Below are 18,671 nucleotides of genomic sequence, written 5' to 3' on the forward strand. Positions count from 1 at the left end.
GTGTAACATCGTTTTTGTTCCCTTTGTTTTTTTAAATCATAGTTCTTAGTATAGGATTACGTAGGATCATGTACAAGTCCATTCTTCATCATTGACCGGTAAACTAAAATAGCAGGTAAGAGGTTTATATTTAGAACGAAAAATAAAAGGCATTGTAGTTCAATTTATTAAAAGGTACTTGATTTTAGTTGAAATTCTTAAACTCCAAAAGGGTAGTCGCAAAAGGATACTATTTCCTTAGTAAAGCCTGATAAAGTAATAATTAGAGGCGTTTAATCAACATTTTAAACCAGGTCAGCATTTTATTCTTAATAACAGTCGTTTGGGAAGACGTAAGTCTTTCTACCTCAAATCTTTTTATATCAAGAAGATGAAATTTATGGATTTTTAATAGTCGAATCAAAAAATGAACCAGTTAATACAATCCCAATAATTATCAGAATCAAAATACCTAGGATGATGACAAATCCGACTTTGGTAATAGGATTCTTTTGAAATATGTAATTGCGTTTAGGGTTATGCTCTTCCTTAATTAGCTCTGTATTTTCTTCAGCTTGTTTTTTATCTATATTTTTATTTTCCATGACTATTGGGTTGAATAGATTAAATTAAATGAGAAATATATTCTTATAAAATTAACTACATTGTATTTCAGAAAGGTATCCAAAACATTATTTTATTATCGGTAATGGAAATTTGTATAGAAATTACCATATTGGATCTAAATCATTTTTAATTTATCGTATTTTTAGATACTCCGATGTTTTATGGCTCCAACAGCGTTACTTTATTCAAGTCTTCAAATGGATCGCTAGATTTATATAGATAATTCAGAATTTATTCAATGTTCTCCTTACTATCCTTTTTTTCCTCACTAATTGCCATAGGATGGTTCTTAACACCCAATCCCACAATTTTAATTAAATTAACAACAGTATTGTAGAGCAACAGAACAACAACGATAAGACCAGCACTTAAAATACTGGAAATTCCCAATGAAATGTAATAAAGGATGTTGAACCAATTATTGGGCACATTATCCGATTCGGTAATGGGTAAATTAAATAAGAGGAAAGTGATTACAGCGGCTATGAAGATTATGGTGTCTAATTTAGCAATCCGAAGTACATCAAGGTAAAATTCCTTTTTAAGTTCGGATTTAGAACTAGAACTAAGTCCTAACAATGTTAATAGGAGGGCAAGGATAGTGGCAGATGCTAAAGCAATAGTATTGCACAACGTATTCATTCCGTCCAGCGAACTTTTTATAAGGACTTTAGCCTCATACCCACTCAACCTCCCCAATAGGATAGTACCTAATGCTATGAATAACATGCAAATTACTCCTCCTATAAATGCTCGCTTGGTATACTTGTTTAATTTCATGTTTTTAAGGTTAGCTCTATTTAATCCACCATCAAATGCGAAATATTTGCTAAAACAGATAACTAACATTTTACTTTACAGCTCCCAAAAATCACACTATTTGCGTAATACTTACGAGTATGGTCACCACCCTCAATTCGATTACTTTATAACAAAAGACTCACTTTCTATAGGGTTTATTATGGATAATATACTTTGCTCAAGTAATGTTTGAAGTTCATTAAATGATGACGGTTTCTGCAAAAATCTATTTGCCCCTTTATTTCTGAGTAAATTAATTTTACTTATATCAAAATAACCAGAGTAAATAACAACGGGAATTTTAACCAATGTAGGCTCATTGCGAATGTCTTGGAGGCATTCTTCTCCAGTCATTAAGGGCATATATAAATCCAGAAATAATATATCTGGTAAACTTGAATTCGGATCCAATAAATCTGCCATTAAATCGACACCATTATCAAATATTTTTATTTTGGTCTTAAATGGTAATCCAACAAGAGCCTCCAAAAATAATGATCGATCATCTTGATCATCGTCTGCTAAAAATACGGTTAGATTATTATTGATCACAAGCGCTATTATTAAGTTAAGGGAAAAAGAGTAGTTAACGTATTTTAAATTTTATTTCTTCAAAACTTTCACCTACAACAACATGGTTCAACATAGTTAATAACCAAATAATAAAAAATCAATTCGTAAACAGCTATGACCAACCAGTTCTATTTATATGAATTTATATGAAAATTAAAATAACGCTAAGTTTAGATGATAAATTTAGTTAAATCATAGACTTATAAATAACTCAATAAAAATATTGATTAACCTTATCACCAATAATTCCCCCTCCTAATAATAGATGTAGTATAATAAGAATTTAATGTCACTATTTTTAAAGACAACATCTTATAGAACCCTGATAATAATGCATCTAAGGCAATTAAAGTTTTAAATAAGACAGTAATGAGGAAAAAGAGATTGTATTTTTAGACCATTGAGATTCTTAAACTTTCTGATATGACCACTGAAAATAATAAGTCCGCAAAAATCAGTCAATTAGAGCAACATATGGTTGATGGAAACGATCAGCGATTAACCACTCGTCAAGGTGTTCGAGTAAATGATACCAATAATTCCTTAAAATCTGGCACTAGAGGTTCCAGTTTGTTAGAGGATTTTATTTTAAGGGAGAAAATAACCAGTTTTGATCACGAAAGAATTCCAGAGCGAATAGTCCATGCTAGAGGAAGTGGCGCCCATGGTTATTTTGAACTTAAAGAAAGTATAGAGCAGTTTTCAAAAGCAGGAATCTTTACCGATACCAAGCGAAGAACACCTGTTTTCGTACGATTTTCAACTGTAGCGGGCTCCAAAGGATCTACGGATCTAGCCAGGGATGTTAGAGGTTTTGCTGTGAAATTTTATACACAAGAAGGCACTTGGGATCTAGTGGGCAATAATATGCCCATATTCTTTATCCAGGATGCAATGAAATTCCCAGATTTGGTGCATTCGGTAAAACCAGAACCAAATAAAGAAATCCCACAAGCTGCATCTGCCCACGATACATTTTACGATTTTGTAAGCCTTGCTACCGAAACCCTCCATAACCATATATGGGTTATGAGCGATAGGGCTATCCCTCGAAGTTTACGAATGATGGAAGGCTTTGGAATACATACTTTTAGACTAATCAACGAAGAAGGTGTATCCCATTTCGTTAAATTTCATTGGAAACCACTTTTGGGAGTACATTCCATTACGTGGGATGAAGCTGTAAAGATTAGTGGAGCTGATTCCGATTTTCACCGAAAAGATCTGTGGGACGCTATAGAGGCTGGCGAGTTTCCCCAATGGGAGCTTGGGGTCCAAATTATTCCTGAAGCAGATGAGCATAAGTACGATTTTGATCTTTTGGATCCCACAAAACTTATCCCCGAAGAAATGGTGCCTGTTAAAATAATAGGTAAAATGACTTTAAACCGAAATCCGGAGAATTTTTTCGCTGAAACGGAACAAGTGGCATTTTTACCAGGAAATATTGTCCCCGGAATAGATTTTACGAATGACCCCTTGTTACAAGGCCGATTATTCTCTTATCGCGATACACAACTATCGCGGTTGGGCTCTCCCAACTTCCATCAAATTCCCATTAATCAACCATTAGTGAATGCCCATAACAATCAACGTGACGGGCATATGCAAATGAATATTCCAAAGGGCCAGACTGCTTATTTCCCAAACACCTTAGGTGGTGGTTGTCCTTACCTCTCCCAGATTTCCGAAGGTGGATTTTCATCCTATGAAGAGCGAATTGATGCCAAAAAAATTAGAACTAGAAGCAAAAGTTTTAGCGACCATTTTTCACAACCTGCTCTTTTTTATCGCAGTTTATCTAAATGGGAGCAAGATCATATAGCAGATGCCTATTCATTTGAATTGGGGAAATGCACACACAACCATATAAAGGAACGAATGCTATGGCTTATAGAACAAATTGATGACGAATTGGCTCAAACTGTTTCTAAAAATATTGGTCTGGTAATACCCAAAAATATAGACCAACCTATCAATCAAGCTATTGGTGCTGATAGTAATGTGGACGATTTTCAGCCGGGGCCCAAAATTAATTACTTAGAAAAATCCCCAGCCTTGAGTCAGGCAAATACAAAATTTGAAAGTATCGCAACACGACAAATTGCCGTGTTGGTTGCGGATGGCTTTAGTAGCAGAGATTTCAACAAAATGAAAGCAGCATTAAGTAAAGGAAAGGCAATCGTAAAACTGATTGCTCCCACGGGAGGAGTCGTTACTAGCGATTCCAACGACGAACATGAGGTTAATGCAGCCATAAGCACCACGGAAAGTGTCTTATATGATGCCGTATATATTCCAGGAGGAGAGGCCTCAATAAAAAAACTTCTACGACATTCTAAATATATCAAGTTTATTAACGAAGCGCTTAAGCACTGTAAGGCCATAGCTATTGATAATGAAGCAGGTCAACTTTTGGAACAGACCTATGGGAAAGATTTTAAAAATGATCCGGCAGTTTTAATTAATGGCGATCCACAGAAGTTTATAAGTGCAATCGCGAAGCACCGTAATTGGGAAAGAATGGAAAAAGCAACCCATATCCCAGTTTAATATTCAAAACAATTTCACAAACTTTAACTATAAATTTCCTAATTAATTATTAACCAAAATTTTTTACATTATGAGAGAACTAGTATGGATTATCGTTGTAATTTTAGTAATTGGCTGGTTGGTTGGATTTACAGTATTCCCAGATGTGGGTGGTATTATACATCTATTATTGGTAGTCGCTGTAATATTGATCGTTTATAAACTGGTTACAGGAAGAAAAGTGTAATAATCCCAGTTGTATTATTGATAAGGTTCCAGATATAAGCTATTTGGAACCTTTTTTATATGCAAACTTAAAGGAGAACAGCTTGTAATATGTATTCAAGTATTCCCGCTCTTATTGATAAAATTTAATGGTTGTCGAAAATTCGGCAAATATTAGGTTTTATTTTGATTGTAAATTTCTAAAATTCATCAGTCTATGTACCCTTCCCCTAACTCGTTGGATTAAAATATATTATTTCTAAACACCTCGAATCAACATATCTAAATTAATTTAAACTATGCCTAATTATCATTTCTATTTTATTACGGGGCCTTAATTAAATAAACAAAGACCTATAGGTAATTATTGAATTATTTATCGGGGAGTTTGATTCAAAAACGTCTGGTAATTTATTTATAATGTTATGAATAAGTCGAACAAGAGAAATACAATTAAAGAAATTGATGATTCCGCCATGGTTATTTCTAGAAGGAAACGTGGAAAGGGATATTGTTTCTATGACGAAAAAGGAGACAGAATTGTTGATGACAAATCTTTAAAACGCCTTCGAAAACTAGTAATCCCTCCAATGTGGAGCGATGTCCTAATATGCCGATTTGATGATGGACATATCAAGGCAATAGGCAGGGACGCTAAAAACAGAAAACAATATATTTATCATTCACTTTTTGAAAAGCAACAACAGGAGGAAAAATTCAAAAGAATGGTCGATTTCTCAGGTTCTTTGCCGAAAATCCGTAAAAGGGCCTACACAGATCTACACACAAAAGGGTAGGAGAAAGGCAAATTGATTGCTTTAATTATTTTGCTCCTAGATGAGTATGGCATTCGAATAGGAAATAAAGAATATCGGAAAAGAAATGGTTCTTATGGACTTACTACACTTAGAAGAAAACATTTGACCATTGAGAATGATGAACTAATTCTTTCATTTAAGGGAAAGAGCAGTCAAGAGCAGGAAGTTCATATAGATGATGGGGAATTGATGCCCTTTATAGCCAAAGCCGCCTCCCTACCAGGTTATGAAATTTTCAAATACAAGAATAAAAATGGGAATTATTGTGATGTGGACAGTGACGATGTTAATACCTATATTGCCAAATACATGTCGCCCGAGTATTCCTGTAAATATTTTAGAACATGGACAGCAAACCGATTGGCAGTAGAACTTTATCCGATTGCCCTAGAAGACCAAAAAAAAGGCAGTAGAAAAAAATTTAGCAATATCGTAATAAAAATGGTGGCTTCAGAATTGGGGAATACCCCAACTGTTTGTCGGGATTATTACGTGCACCCAATTATTTTTAAACGAGTTGACGAACAAAATATACCCAACCCCGATCCTTACAGGGAATCTAAAAGTGACTATGCGCTATCGGCAAGTGAAAAACTAGCTAGGAAAATCATAACCGAAGGTAGTTGAGATGTTATTGGATATTAAATTCTACGCAGATTACCAATTTATTATTCATAGGGAATTGATCCATTTTTAGAAAACAGCTAGATAGGAGCAATAAAATTTTAAAATATCACTCCGAACTTATTGGGGGCTAAAGTATTTACTAAATCTACAATGATATGAAATGAGTCAATAATGATTTTTTTTGAAATAATGAATACAGAAAAATACGTATAAATTGTATTGAGAATTAAGAAAGTAACTTTTAACCTACTGGATTGTTACAGGTCTAGTTTAATACTAAAAATATTATGAACAAGGATCAATTAGAAGGAAAATGGAAACAAGTAAAAGGTCAATTCAAACAGAAATATGGAGACCTTACAGACAACGACCTTACCTATACTGAAGGTAAATTTGATGAAATGATGGGTCGTCTACAGGAAAAGACTGGTAAGCGAAGAGAAGAATTGGAAGAAGAAATTGACAATTGGAGTCGCTAATCAGCATCCTTATTTATCAACTTAACCCTCACCAAAAGTGGGGGTTTTTTATTGTTGAAATTCGAGCTTATTATGGTTTCCAGAATATTAATCCTTTAAAGGTGCAACGCCAATTTATAACTTTATAATTATACCTAGTATTCTGCGGTGAAATGAAATACCTATTCAAAACACCTTTGTTATTACTCCCACTTCTGGTGGGGTTAAAATATTTAAAATATAATTTTTACAGTTAAAATTCAATCCTTTTGAGAAAAGGGTATTAAAATCTCCAATTTATCTTTAGTGCCAATAATTATTTATTCAAGTCCTTTTTCTAGTATTAACTAATGATACAAACATATATTAAAATCTGCTGGAACATCTAAAACCTTGAATTCAATGTTAGAAACAAGCACATATGAGGAAGTGATACAATTCAGTATTAAAATTGCATTGGCCATGATTTCGGGATTGTGCATAGGTTTGGAACGAGAATTTAAAGGGAAACATGCAGGGTTAAAAACAAACACCTTGGTGGCTATAGGTGCAGCAGTATTTATTTTAATTTCGCTTAGGTATCAGGGTGAGGAAAATGTTGATATTACGAGGGTACTAAGTCAGGTAATCATTGGTGTTGGATTTTTAGGAGGGGGAGTAATCCTCCAAAAGGAGAATAAAATTAAAGGGCTTACTACAGCGGCTACAGTATGGTGCAGTGCTAGTGCAGGTTGCCTTGCAGCCGCAGGAATGTTTGCAGAATTGGCCATATTAACAGTTTTGGTAATACTAATCAATGTTGTTTTTGGTTACATCGACTCCAAAATAGAGCCCGTAAATAAAGATTGATACTTCCTAAATTCCAAATCTTTAACTGGTCATCAATATTATATAACCAATTATCATAAGGATTACTCCTATGACAATTATTATGGTCCATGGAAACCTAGTTATAGGATATTGGAGGTTTAATTACATAAATATTGTTATTCTGTTTTGTTTACATAGGAGCGCTTTCGCTCGCCTTCATTTTCCCTTATTCATTCTTTCCATAATAAGATGCGATTAAAATAGCGAAACGATCTAATAAACCTTATTCTCAACTAAAATATACCTATGGAGAAGTAAGCCTTTGATATATAAATATTACTGCCTGTTCTTTTTCCATTTTTCATAAGACGTATATTGTTCCGGACTTAATATTTGTTTTAATTGCCTTTGTCTTTCACTGGCAACAGTGCCCAACATTTCCCCATTTGGTTTGTTGCGTTGCCGTTTTTCAAAATCTTTAATTGCTTTTTCAAATTGATTGATCTGATTTTCGGACATTTTCAACTCCTTATACATTATAGTGAAATCCTCCTTTGTGGATATGGGTACTTCTAAAGATTCAGAATTTACAGAAATATTAGAACCAGTAGAACCGTTATAACCTTGAACCAGATTGGTAGTATTATCATTATCTATCGGTTCATGTCCAGAATCTTCAGGAGCAACTGCAGGCCTTATCTTTTCTGTTTTTGTTAGCTTTGTCGTCTCATTTTGCATCGCAGACTGGTTTATTTTACTTGACTTGCACCCTACATTAGCTACCAAAACGAGAGTGATACCGAGCATAAATGTATATTTTTTCATATTTCCTTTGTTTTAAAGTGTTTTATTAAATCTTTAAGAAAGATACTGTAACCGTTGGCACTTAATTAATTGTAAAAAAATTAAAATTAACTGCTTTAATGATAAAGTCAACTACCTCATGGAAAGCCCATGAGGCATAGGACGGAAACTACCGATAACATTTCGAGCAGGGCAAGCGTTGGGGAATTCAAATTTAGCTTAGTGAGTAAATAGATTCGAAAATTTAATTTAATGGAAGCACTTCGCTACGAACATTGCCATTCATTTCTTTAAATGATTTTTACAGTTATCGATAGTATCGTAATACAATAATCAAGTTCCTAATTCCAAAGAGGAAAGACAGCTTTTCTGAAACTATAAGGAATGCCCGTCCACTTTCATCGAATAATGTAATACACGCTTTACTTACTGTATTTAAAATGAAGTTTAGTGAGTTAATTAACCACACGAGTCTATTTCATTCTAATCTACTGCAATAGCATTTTCGAGTTAGCGTTTATATAAACAGTGCTTTTATAAAATATGAACAACTTTAAAATCAAAGCATATCGCTTTAATCATTTTTGGTTGCTAAGAATTTTCGCAACTTTTTAAACCATGCTTTTGCCATTTTGTTACTTCCCTTAACGGAGGGATGTACTTTATCCGAAATAGTGTTTTTTTTTGTAATTAGCTGAAATACCAATAATTACATATTTCGTTGTAGATCCTCTTTCTACGCAAAAGGAAACCCATAACGAAAGTTATGGGTTTCTTGTTTTCTGAAATTTCTAAATTTCAATGAATCATGACCAAGTATTGTGTTTCTGCGAAAGTTATTGTTAACCTGTAAAGAAGCCTGTGTTTTCAACGAACAATACTAGGTGAAAGAAAATAAAAATTAACAAGACATGGCTTGTTATGGCTTTCATTCTTACACAGGATTGCCTTTTCGAATGTACGAAGTGAATCCAGCACTAAGTCGGGTGACTTAGCGCAGCGAGTAAACAACTCAACTACTTATGTTTTAATTGACCTCCGTTTACATCATTAAATTAAGATTTTTTTAAGGTTTTGTTTTGTTTCGTTAAAAAATTTTTCTAAACTTGTGAAACATTATGAAATATTGTGAAATATGCAGTTAAAATCTTTTTTAATCACGATTCATATTTTTTCAAGAGGAGTTGTCAAATATTATTTTAGGGCTATCAAGACATTGTTTTCTTGAAGAGTCTAAGCTTTAATTCAATACTGACTACTAAAAAAAGATAATATTAAATAACTAATCGAAATAAACTAGTAAAATTATGGCTCAAAAAAACACTAAAAATCCATGGAAATTTATTTATTTACCGTTTATCCTATTGGGATTGATGTATGGATGTGATATTGATTTGGAAAGAACTTTTAGTGATAATATAACACCACATCGCTCTGAAATTATCGTTCCAGCTGAGATAGAAGGCAGTGTGAGTTTAGGTTTTACTACCAGTATTGATTGGGAAGCAACCTCTGATGTAAATTGGATAACCATTGAAGATAAGTTTAAGACTGGCAAACAAGGTGGTAACAATATTGATATCCTAATTGAGCCGAACAAGACGGAGGAGAAAAGAGAAGGCAAAATAACTATATCTAGCCTCAATGGAGAACTTTCTAGAACGATAACAATTATTCAAGAAGCGGAGCCTGAAGATGTGTCTACCATTCAGACATTATTTCATGTGAAAGAAAACGGAGACGGGAGCGGTAGATCCTGGAAAAGAGCTATAAATCTTCAATCTGCGCTAGATCTTGCAATAGCTGGAGACACTATTTATTTAGCAGAGGGTTTTTATAAGCCCAGCAAAACGATCACAAATGGCGATTCAAATGATGATAGAAATAAGACTTTTGAAATATCTAAAAACATCACTATAGTGGGAGGGTTCCCTTCTGACGCCATAAAAACAAGTGAAAGTGATCCATCGAACTATAAAACTATTCTCTCAGGTAAATTAGCGGAAGGGGTAAATGCATATCATACCGTGGTGGTTTCAGCTCCTCTTGTACCAGGGGAAGAAGTCAATATCAGTGCGCTTACAATTCGAGATGGAGCTTCTGCAAATAAAGGTAAAGTTGACATCAATAATTCATCGTATGATAGTTGGTACGGAGGGGGAATTAATATCGCCAATGCGATTGTAAATTTAACTGACGTAACAATCACAGAAAATAATAATGTTGGTAATGATGAAAGTTCAAGAGCAGGAGGAGTTATGATTAAGGATGATTCTCGGGTGACTTTCAATAATTGTTTTATAACTAAGAATTCTGTTTCGAGTAATCATGGCGGAATGCGTATTGATGATTCAACGGTCTATATGTATAATTCTGAGATTTCTTATAATTCATCAAATACCTCGGCCGGCGTGTATGCAACTGGTAGTAGTACCGAACTTCATTTGTATAACTCTGTAGTAAAGGAGAATATGAGTGCTGAATATGGTGGAGGTTTATATATTGCATGGGGATCGGTAGCCTATATTGTTAATAGCCTGATCATTAACAACATTAATAATCACGAAGGAACTAAAGGTGGAGGCGCATTGATGTTGTATAAGGATAATTCAACGGCTTATGTAATTAGCAGCACCATTACTGGAAATAAAGCCACATATGGCGGTGGAGTATTGGGACTTTCAGGTGATGTATACCTAAATGTTTATAACAGCATAATTTCTGGGAACCATAGTCAGGAGGGTGATACAGAAGTATATAAAGCTTCCGGAAGTCTTATCAATTCCTCTAAGTCCTCTGTAGTTGATGGCAAGTTTTATGATAGTGCTAGGGTTGAAAACCCTGGTGCAATTAACATTGCTGATATCTTAAACTCAGAGCTACTCCCTATTGGTAGCCCAGTTACAGATAAAGGAATGAGCGGGAGCGATTTAACTTCCGATACTGGAATGCCGACTCTTTCGAACGATGAATACCTTAGCATTGATTATCATTCTAACAGTAGAACACAGGCTATAATGGGTGCCATAGTAGGTGAAAAATAGTATAACAGTTTTTAAATATTAATTACAAACGATGGTTGTAAAAAGTTTATTCCTTGCTCTAATTCTGACTTTTTTGTCTTCTTGCAGCAGTGATAGTGGTCTAACTGAAAATTCCTCCGATGACAAGGAGGAATTACCTTCAGACAAACCAGAAAAAAATGAAGATGGGACTTTGCATATTGAGAAAGCATTTTTTATTAATTCAGATAATGTCAGGAATAAAACAAGTGACCCCAAGTTCTTAAATCAAATGATTAAGTTAACGGAGAATTCCCCAATAGGTTCTTCCATTTTCTTAAGCGTATATGGTTTTGATTATGAGCCTCTTATGGATGCGTTGTTAGAAGCTAACAAGAGGGGGGTTGAGGTGCGTGCCTTGATTGACTCCAGTACTGTTAATCAAAGAGAGTCTAACCAATTGGCCTATTCTAAATTAGGAAAGTTAAAGAAACCCTCAGAAACAATCGGAGTTAATAATAACTTAAGAAACGGTGCATCAGCTATCAATCATGAAAAATACATGATATTCTCTAAAGTTGAATTGGAAGATGGAATTGCTGAAAATGTGGTTTTCGCTTCATCTCATAATTTTGCTTTTGGGGAAAGTAAAAAAGTACAAGATGGGCTTCTTATAACCAATAAAAACTTATATAACTCCTTTAAAAATAATTGGCATAAGGTTGCTGCGTTAGCCCATGATCGCCAAGGCATGAGAAACTATGAACACACAGTAGAAGAAGTCGGTGACGGTCTTACTGTTCGTTTTTTCCCTAGAAGGAAGGATGGTTTTTGGGATGGTGGAGATGATATAATTGACGTATTAAATGAACTTGATGAGGGAAATTATTCGAGGACTACTATTCGTGTGATGATGGCTTTTTGGGAAAAAGAACGAAACGATATAATTCGAAAATTAACCGAAATATCCAAAAGAGGCGGTACCGTAGAGGTCATTGCTAGGAATACGTATAGTGCCGAAGTTAATGATGAGTTAAAAAACTTAAAAGATTCAGGCGGATACGTGAACTTATTGGATGGGTCAAAACAATTGGTACATTCAAAATGTATGATAATTAAAGGAACCATAGGAGGTATAGAACAAGAGATTATATTGTCCGGTAGTCAGAATTACACTGATGGAGGACTTAAATATGCCAATGAATTTATTATAGAATCACGAAATAAAAGATATTTTGATGATTATATGCAGTATTTTGACCAATTAAAAAAGATGTAAAATAATTACGCTTCTAAGTAATTTTTACGTTTTAGGTTGAAAAAAATATATTTTACTTAAAAAAGTAGCCGTCTTATTAACTAAAAAATGGGACGGCTTTTTTTTTCCTATTTTGAATTTCATGTAATAGCCTATTTATCGAAAAAAAACTGTAGCTGCTTCTACATTGGCGGCCCTACTTTTCCTGTTATATTCACCCAGTTCACTCGATATATTTTTTCGAACAATTCCTTTGTACCGCACTAGATTGTGGTTGAGATATACCTGTATATTGTAAATCTCATTAAAGCATCCCCCGAACAACGGGCAGCTCTGGCAGTATTATTCAATGTATACACTTATTTTTTTGTACCCCTCCCCTATTTCTTTCATTTCCTAACCCAATCCGTTCATGTAAGTAAAAACTACTACTACTACTACTACTACTACTACTACTACTACTACCACTACTACTATATAAGTCATACTTTCTATTCTAGTTCTTAGTCTTGGCCAGACCCTCTTCATTGTTGAAAGTGTTAGACTCTACATGCTTCTGTACTTCTTGCAATTCCAAGTAGATATAATCTCCTTTACTGCTATAGCCCGCATGGACCAATAGATGGTGGAGAAGAGAATCGTACAGCTCCTCAAAGCTGTCCATGTGCGGCCTGAGGCTATAGATGTCTTTGCATCCTGTTGCAGAGTGTTTTGCGTAGGAACTGCTCCTTGGCGCCCATCTGGATTACCATCTCATAATAAACAAACTAAGAAATCTAGTTGTGTGGCTCATACAAAACCTGGCATATACACTGGTTTTGCTTTAGTGCTGATAGTGTTATTTCATAATTTTAGGGCAGGTTTAATTTTCCTTTTTAGAACCGCTAACAATTCTTGAAATAATTCCTTTTTGATTTGTAAACTCTGCTATAAGGACACCACTAAGATGGATTATGATAAATCCAATCAAGTAATAAATCCCAAGTATATGAATCTCTTCCATTGGCTTCTTTAATTCCTTTGGGCCAAATTCTATTATAAGTCCAGTAATTAACGAAATAACAACACATAAATAAAAAACGATATAGGTCCATTTTTGAAATCTCTCCTTTATACTTTGATTCTTGCTAAATGGATTTTGAAATTTCATATGTCCAAAAAGTGGAAGTGAAAAACGCAAGCTAAATAATCCAGTTAATACATAACCAATGTAAATATGCCAGTCCCACATGGGCTGCCTAATCTTTTTCGATAAAGCTATAAGTTGATCTTGAGATAAAACCTGATCTGTACTACTCAAATAATCTTGAATGATAGCTGCCATATTAAACTTATTCATCCAGGTTAATCGCAAAAAAATGGTAATTAGCAGTAGTAGGAATAAAACAGCTATTGCCCAGTGAATTATTCGATATATTTTGGAATACCTTGTTTTTTCCATGACATGTGTTTTTTATAATTACATCATATTGGGCAACTTTTGAAAACAAATTTTAAAAAAAAGTACGCTTTCATTTTTTAAGTTAAGTTAACCCCAAATACATATCCCACCAATGCTGTCAATCCCATTGCGACTGTTCCCCAAAAAGTGATTCTAATTATTGCTTTTCCAATACTAGAACCTCCTGTTTTTGCGGCTAGAGCTCCTAAAATAATTAGGAATACAATAGCAGAGCCATAGAGATAATATTCCATATGATTTAAGGGTAGAAATAGCACTACCAATAATGGAAGTATGCCTCCAACTGTAAAGGCTGCTCCAGAGGCAAAAGCAGCTTGGATTGGTTTGGCTTGACTCATTTCATTAATACCTAACTCATCCTTAATGTGAGCCGCTAATGCATCCTTTTCCGTTAGTTCTTTCGCAACGGTTAATGCGGTCTCCTTTTTTAACCCTCTTTTTTCATATATCTCAGCTAAGCGTAGTAATTCAATTTCGGGCATTTCCTCTAGTTCTTGCTTTTCTCTCTCAATGTCTGATTTTTCAATATCTGTTTGAGAGCTCACAGAAACATATTCTCCTGCTGCCATGGATAGAGCACCAGCAACTAATCCAGCTACCGTTGCCAATATAACGGGCTCTCTAAAATTACTAGCAGCGGCAACTCCTATGGCCAGACTGGCTGTTGATAGAATCCCATCATTTGCACCAAGCACAGCTGCTCTCAACCAATTACTGCGGTGTATATAGTGATTGTCTAAATAATCATCTTCAAAATCTGACATTTCTTAATTTCTTATCATAAATATACGATGGACACATGAATAGAACCGTGACATTTATCACATTTTATAATACATCAAAAGGAAAGCATTTCAAAAATAAAACAAAAGTCTAAACTTTTATTAGAGGGACGATTGCCCTTTTAATTGCATGTGTAGAGGTAGGCATTAAGAAAGAAATTAATTACCTCCCGTCTTTATTAAATTCTGAAAATTAATCGCCGCTAAAACGGGCCTATGATCAGAGGAGTATGAATCATTAACTACTTCGTATTCTTCTATTGTTATACTACTATTATTGGCTTTGTAAAAAATATAGTCTATAATTTTGGTTGGTTTTATAGCTGGAGCAGTTGGTTTACAAATTTCACATGTGTTGGTGAAATTTTCTTCTGCATGGTTAATTACATCCGATTTTGGAAGAGCATTGAAATCCCCGGCTATTATAACATCCATATCCTTAATCTTCTTTGTAATATTTACTATTTCATTCATTTGAAGCATCCTATCTTCAGATAATTTTGGTACATTTAAATGAGTGTTCCCAAATAAAATATAAGTGTTTGGGGCAATTTCGATTTTAGCAGTTGCCAACACTCGGTCCTCTTCATTTCCTTTGGTTGGTAACTCATGAATCCTTCTTTCCTTGATGGGAAACTTGGATAGGATTGCTACCCCATACTCTCCGCCACCATAGTCAATCGCCCTGGCGAAGAAGTAATTCATATTCAGTTTTTTTGCTATCAGTTCTGCTTGATTACCTTTACCAGAGCGTTCTGTATCTACATCCACCTCTTGTAAAGCAACAATGTCTGGTTGCTGATCCGAAATTGTTTTTGCGATGGAGTTTATATCTATAAAGTCTTCTTGTCCGGGAGGATTACAATGATGTATATTATAAGATAATATACGAATGGTTGTATTCAATTGTGAGTTAACCGAAGTATCTTCAGCTAACTCTTGATCCGTATTTTTTTCAGAACTGCATCCTACCAATAGAGTGAATGCAAAAAATAGGGTAAATAGAGTTGGATTTAATTTCTTGTTCATTAGTAAGGGATTTCCTGTGAATTTTATATTCCGTCTAAACAGTTGTATGTATAGGTGTTAAAAGTGACCACTAATTAAATTCTAGATTGAATTCCGTGGATTATAAAAATCAGAAATAAGTAGGAGTGGATCTAGTCTACTCCTACTTGTCCATTGAGTTTAATAACCTGGATTTTGATTCATTCCCAGGTTTATGTTGAGCGTGTTTTCATGAAATAGCCATAGGTAAAAATAAAAGAGGCTAACAAAGATTTAACTTCGGACTAATTAGAGAATTTTATGTCCGCTAAGACAGGTCTATGATCCGAGGAATAGCCGTCATTAATTACGTCCACTTTTTCTACAGACATGTTGCTTTTATTGGCTTTGTAAACAATATAGTCTATAATTTTAGTTGGTTTTGTAGCGGGAAAGGTAGGTTTACAGTTTTCACATGTATTGGTAAAGGTGGCGTCAGAAATCTTCATTACATCAGAATCAGGAGTAGCATTAAAATCCCCAGCTATTACTATATCCATATCTTTTGCTTTATTGGATATAGTAACTATTTCCTTCATCTGAAGCATTCTGTTTTCTGATGATTTCGATGAATTTAAATGAGTATTTCCAAATAAAATATGGGTGTCTGGAGCAATTTCGATTGTAGCGGTGGCCAATACCCGATCCTCTTCATTCCCCTTAGTAGGCAACTCATGAACCTTTGTTTCCAACAACGGGAACTTGGATAGAATCGCTACGCCGTATCCCCCACCATCGTAATTTATTGCTTTGGCAAAGAAGTAATTCATATTCAATTTTTTTGCTATCATTTCTGCCTGATTTCCTTCTCCAGATCGTTTTGTATCTACATCTACCTCCTGTAGGGCTACAATATCTGGTTTTTGTGCTGAGATAGTATTCACAATGGCATCCAAGTTTATGACATCTTTCGTCCCTGGAGGATTACAATGATGAATGTTGTAGGATAAAAAACGAATGATATTTTGTTCCTCTGAACTTTCTAAATTCTCTTCATCACTGTTTTCTTTCATGCCCTTTCCAGAATTGCAACTTACGAATGCAGTTGACAATAGTAGAATCATAAAAAAAGTTGAAACCGTAATTTTCTTCATGTATTTATTGTTTTTGTTATTGATTACTTATCAATTCATTACGTTGGATCGCTAGGTATAAACCTTTACGCTAGTGTGTCCAAATATCCTGATTAACTCTAATGAGTTGATTCTTCTTCAAAAATAATGGGGGTGGGATTAACCCCACCCCCATTTATTTTGATAATAAATTAATAACCTGGATTTTGTTTGATGCCAGGGTTCACCTTTAAGGTATTCTCATGAAATGGCCACACGTAATTGTTGGTTTTAAACGATCGATCCTCAATCTTTATAGATTGAAGTTCACCGTTTACTTCCCTGGTATAACCCAGAGCTGGTTTATTAAGTTCTTTATCCGCAATTTCCCAGCGAATAATGTCGTCATATCTTAAACCTTCTCCAGCTAGTTCCACTCTACGCTCATTTCTAATGAGGGCTATCCATTGGTCTTTAGTATATGAACCATAAGTTGGCAAGGTTACATCTGCGAAATTCATATCCAACCCAGCTCTTCTTCTCACATCATTGATAGCTGATTTGGCTGTAACATCAATCTCATTAAGCATAATTTTAGCTTCGGCATAGGTAAGGAGAACTTCTGCATAGCGTAATAATCCAAACTCCATATTGCCACTAGATTTAAATGCATCTGCTTCATCTACGAATTTTTTAAACCAATAACCTGAAGCACTTGCTCTTTCCTTTTCATGATACATGGGATTATTTTCATTAAAAATATCGATTTGTTCATTGTAAAACCAATCACCATGACCCATAATACTTGCGCTATAGCGAGGATCTCTATTTAAGCTAGGATTTAGTTCGTATTCTTTCTTGGTATGTAGGTTACTATTATCAATAGTTTCTCCTTGCAAGGTCCAATACGAATCTACCAATGATTTCAAAGGAACCACATAAGATTGTCCGTTTCCAGTTCTAAAATGTGGGCCTAAATCCTTAAATGAATATGTACTACCTGAGTAACTTTCTCTATTAAAATGCATGATGAACTCCTTGTTGTTAGAGGATGCATTATAGTTAAATAAATCACCGTATACTGGATGAAGTTCATAGTTTTGACTATCCATTACCTCCTTTGCCAATTTTGCTGCAAGAGCATACTTTTTGTTATACATCGCATAACGCATTACCAATGCTTTAAAAGAATATTGATTAAACATATACTTATCTGAAGAATATTCTTCTTTTGGCAATCTATTGGCTATTTCCTCATAGTTTGAAAACAAATAATCCAAAATTTCTGCTTTCGGAGTAACTGGTTTTCTTGCGGAATCTAAATCTGCAGGTTCTAGTGTAAATGGCACATCTCCCCATCGGAAAGTCAGTTCAAAATAGTGCCAAAAACGTAGGGCTTCCAATATACTTTTATATCGTAACCTAACTGATTCATCCTCCACATAGGGCACATCAATATTGGCGATAAACGTATTTAATCGGCCCAAATGCTTCATATGTAGTTCATAATAATACAAGAAACCACTAGTTGAACTGTTAAAATTGCCATTCGCGACGTTTTGATGATGATCCCCTTGAATACGACTATAGGCATTATCCGATCTTCCATCCTTCATATAGAAGTTCATTCTGCGATTATTATTGTCGGTAAAGACATCCCTATAGCTACTATACACTACTCGACTTAGATCGCCTTCATCGTTGAAAAACTCTACAAATGTAGTAGCATTGGGGTCCGTTTTATCTAGATAATCTTCACATGCGAACAATGTGAAGAGTACGATAACATATAATATATTTTTCATCTTATACAT

At 34.5% G+C, this 18,671-nt stretch carries 18 protein-coding genes and 1 pseudogene; 8 read left to right on the forward strand and 11 right to left on the reverse strand.

What is annotated here, in order from left to right; translation table 11 throughout:
- Window positions 1–377: 377 nt before the first annotated feature.
- The 3 genes from KCTC52924_RS16665 to KCTC52924_RS16675 all read right to left on the reverse strand — a co-directional run bounded on the left by KCTC52924_RS16665 (window position 378) and on the right by KCTC52924_RS16675 (window position 1,959).
- Window positions 378–584: a hypothetical protein gene (locus KCTC52924_RS16665; protein ID WP_251805892.1), complete on the reverse strand. Its 207-nt coding sequence runs from the start codon at window positions 582–584 to the stop codon at window positions 378–380.
- Between the two features lie 253 nt (window positions 585–837).
- Entirely contained in the window at window positions 838–1,386 is a 549-nt protein-coding gene (locus KCTC52924_RS16670; RefSeq protein ID WP_251805893.1) for a hypothetical protein, read from the reverse strand.
- A gap of 141 nt (window positions 1,387–1,527) precedes the next feature.
- On the reverse strand, window positions 1,528–1,959 hold the full coding sequence (locus tag KCTC52924_RS16675; RefSeq protein ID WP_251805894.1) for a response regulator: 432 nt from the start codon (window positions 1,957–1,959) through the stop codon (window positions 1,528–1,530).
- Window positions 1,960–2,403: 444 nt separating this feature from the next.
- Here KCTC52924_RS16675 and KCTC52924_RS16680 point away from each other — a divergent pair, with 444 nt between their 5' ends.
- The 6 genes from KCTC52924_RS16680 (at window position 2,404) to KCTC52924_RS16705 (ending at window position 7,489) form a co-directional block, all read left to right on the forward strand.
- The gene (locus KCTC52924_RS16680) at window positions 2,404–4,533 is read left to right on the forward strand and encodes a catalase (protein WP_251805895.1); all 2,130 of its coding nucleotides are present in this window, start codon (window positions 2,404–2,406) and stop codon (window positions 4,531–4,533) included.
- A gap of 70 nt (window positions 4,534–4,603) precedes the next feature.
- Complete coding sequence (locus tag KCTC52924_RS16685) at window positions 4,604–4,759, forward strand: lmo0937 family membrane protein (protein WP_251805896.1); 156 nt, start codon at window positions 4,604–4,606, stop codon at window positions 4,757–4,759.
- 403 nt (window positions 4,760–5,162) lie between these two features.
- On the forward strand, window positions 5,163–5,534 hold the full coding sequence (locus KCTC52924_RS16690; RefSeq protein WP_251805897.1) for a hypothetical protein: 372 nt from the start codon (window positions 5,163–5,165) through the stop codon (window positions 5,532–5,534).
- A gap of 12 nt (window positions 5,535–5,546) precedes the next feature.
- The gene (locus KCTC52924_RS16695; protein WP_251805898.1) at window positions 5,547–6,182 is read left to right on the forward strand and encodes a hypothetical protein; all 636 of its coding nucleotides are present in this window, start codon (window positions 5,547–5,549) and stop codon (window positions 6,180–6,182) included.
- A 287-nt stretch (window positions 6,183–6,469) separates the two neighbouring features.
- Window positions 6,470–6,661 (forward strand): CsbD family protein, encoded by a 192-nt coding sequence (locus KCTC52924_RS16700; RefSeq protein ID WP_251805899.1) that lies wholly within the window; start codon window positions 6,470–6,472, stop codon window positions 6,659–6,661.
- A gap of 381 nt (window positions 6,662–7,042) precedes the next feature.
- Complete coding sequence (locus KCTC52924_RS16705) at window positions 7,043–7,489, forward strand: MgtC/SapB family protein (RefSeq protein ID WP_251805900.1); 447 nt, start codon at window positions 7,043–7,045, stop codon at window positions 7,487–7,489.
- Window positions 7,490–7,786: 297 nt separating this feature from the next.
- Here the strand turns inward: KCTC52924_RS16705 and KCTC52924_RS16710 are convergent, their stop codons facing one another.
- Window positions 7,787–8,275 carry a hypothetical protein gene (locus KCTC52924_RS16710; RefSeq protein WP_251805901.1) on the reverse strand — a complete coding sequence of 163 codons (489 nt, stop codon included), beginning with the start codon at window positions 8,273–8,275 and terminating at the stop codon, window positions 7,787–7,789.
- Window positions 8,276–9,561: 1,286 nt separating this feature from the next.
- Here KCTC52924_RS16710 and KCTC52924_RS16715 point away from each other — a divergent pair.
- Window positions 9,562–11,298: a BACON domain-containing protein gene (locus tag KCTC52924_RS16715; protein WP_251805902.1), complete on the forward strand. Its 1,737-nt coding sequence runs from the start codon at window positions 9,562–9,564 to the stop codon at window positions 11,296–11,298.
- Window positions 11,299–11,329: 31 nt separating this feature from the next.
- Complete coding sequence (locus KCTC52924_RS16720) at window positions 11,330–12,535, forward strand: phospholipase D-like domain-containing protein (RefSeq protein ID WP_251805903.1); 1,206 nt, start codon at window positions 11,330–11,332, stop codon at window positions 12,533–12,535.
- A 135-nt stretch (window positions 12,536–12,670) separates the two neighbouring features.
- On the opposite strand, the pseudogene KCTC52924_RS16725 reads toward KCTC52924_RS16720, so the two are convergent.
- The 7 genes and pseudogenes from KCTC52924_RS16725 to KCTC52924_RS16755 form a co-directional block, all read right to left on the reverse strand.
- Window positions 12,671–12,841: pseudogene (locus KCTC52924_RS16725) on the reverse strand (hypothetical protein); the annotation flags it as partial.
- A 169-nt stretch (window positions 12,842–13,010) separates the two neighbouring features.
- Window positions 13,011–13,178 carry a hypothetical protein gene (locus tag KCTC52924_RS16730; protein ID WP_251805904.1) on the reverse strand — a complete coding sequence of 56 codons (168 nt, stop codon included), beginning with the start codon at window positions 13,176–13,178 and terminating at the stop codon, window positions 13,011–13,013.
- Window positions 13,179–13,376: 198 nt separating this feature from the next.
- Window positions 13,377–13,955 carry a cytochrome b/b6 domain-containing protein gene (locus tag KCTC52924_RS16735; RefSeq protein ID WP_251805905.1) on the reverse strand — a complete coding sequence of 193 codons (579 nt, stop codon included), beginning with the start codon at window positions 13,953–13,955 and terminating at the stop codon, window positions 13,377–13,379.
- Between the two features lie 77 nt (window positions 13,956–14,032).
- Entirely contained in the window at window positions 14,033–14,740 is a 708-nt protein-coding gene (locus KCTC52924_RS16740; protein WP_251805906.1) for a VIT family protein, read from the reverse strand.
- Window positions 14,741–14,917: 177 nt separating this feature from the next.
- Window positions 14,918–15,787 carry an endonuclease/exonuclease/phosphatase family protein gene (locus KCTC52924_RS16745; RefSeq protein ID WP_251805907.1) on the reverse strand — a complete coding sequence of 290 codons (870 nt, stop codon included), beginning with the start codon at window positions 15,785–15,787 and terminating at the stop codon, window positions 14,918–14,920.
- Between the two features lie 263 nt (window positions 15,788–16,050).
- A complete protein-coding gene (locus tag KCTC52924_RS16750) occupies window positions 16,051–16,899 on the reverse strand; it encodes an endonuclease/exonuclease/phosphatase family protein (RefSeq protein ID WP_251805908.1) in 849 nt (282 codons plus the stop codon).
- Between the two features lie 170 nt (window positions 16,900–17,069).
- Window positions 17,070–18,662, reverse strand: coding sequence for a RagB/SusD family nutrient uptake outer membrane protein (locus KCTC52924_RS16755; RefSeq protein WP_251805909.1), 1,593 nt, complete (start codon window positions 18,660–18,662; stop codon window positions 17,070–17,072).
- Window positions 18,663–18,671 lie beyond the last annotated feature (9 nt).

The sequence above is a fragment of the Arenibacter antarcticus genome (genome assembly GCF_041320605.1).
In the GTDB taxonomy this organism is placed as follows: Bacteria; Bacteroidota; Bacteroidia; order Flavobacteriales; family Flavobacteriaceae; genus Arenibacter; species Arenibacter antarcticus.

Bases quoted from the DNA above. Each gene is read 5' to 3' on its own strand.
- KCTC52924_RS16665 (WP_251805892.1), bottom strand. From the start codon at position 584: ATGGAAAATAAAAATATAGATAAAAAACAAGCTGAAGAAAATACAGAG.
- KCTC52924_RS16670 (WP_251805893.1), bottom strand. From the start codon at position 1,386: ATGAAATTAAACAAGTATACCAAGCGAGCATTTATAGGAGGAGTAATT.
- KCTC52924_RS16680 (WP_251805895.1), top strand. From the start codon at position 2,404: ATGACCACTGAAAATAATAAGTCCGCAAAAATCAGTCAATTAGAGCAA.
- KCTC52924_RS16685 (WP_251805896.1), top strand. From the start codon at position 4,604: ATGAGAGAACTAGTATGGATTATCGTTGTAATTTTAGTAATTGGCTGG.
- KCTC52924_RS16690 (WP_251805897.1), top strand. From the start codon at position 5,163: ATGAATAAGTCGAACAAGAGAAATACAATTAAAGAAATTGATGATTCC.
- KCTC52924_RS16700 (WP_251805899.1), top strand. From the start codon at position 6,470: ATGAACAAGGATCAATTAGAAGGAAAATGGAAACAAGTAAAAGGTCAA.
- KCTC52924_RS16705 (WP_251805900.1), top strand. From the start codon at position 7,043: ATGTTAGAAACAAGCACATATGAGGAAGTGATACAATTCAGTATTAAA.
- KCTC52924_RS16710 (WP_251805901.1), bottom strand. From the start codon at position 8,275: ATGAAAAAATATACATTTATGCTCGGTATCACTCTCGTTTTGGTAGCT.
- KCTC52924_RS16715 (WP_251805902.1), top strand. From the start codon at position 9,562: ATGGCTCAAAAAAACACTAAAAATCCATGGAAATTTATTTATTTACCG.
- KCTC52924_RS16720 (WP_251805903.1), top strand. From the start codon at position 11,330: ATGGTTGTAAAAAGTTTATTCCTTGCTCTAATTCTGACTTTTTTGTCT.
- KCTC52924_RS16730 (WP_251805904.1), bottom strand. From the start codon at position 13,178: ATGGACAGCTTTGAGGAGCTGTACGATTCTCTTCTCCACCATCTATTG.
- KCTC52924_RS16735 (WP_251805905.1), bottom strand. From the start codon at position 13,955: ATGGAAAAAACAAGGTATTCCAAAATATATCGAATAATTCACTGGGCA.
- KCTC52924_RS16740 (WP_251805906.1), bottom strand. From the start codon at position 14,740: ATGTCAGATTTTGAAGATGATTATTTAGACAATCACTATATACACCGC.
- KCTC52924_RS16745 (WP_251805907.1), bottom strand. From the start codon at position 15,787: ATGAACAAGAAATTAAATCCAACTCTATTTACCCTATTTTTTGCATTC.
- KCTC52924_RS16750 (WP_251805908.1), bottom strand. From the start codon at position 16,899: ATGAAGAAAATTACGGTTTCAACTTTTTTTATGATTCTACTATTGTCA.
- KCTC52924_RS16755 (WP_251805909.1), bottom strand. From the start codon at position 18,662: ATGAAAAATATATTATATGTTATCGTACTCTTCACATTGTTCGCATGT.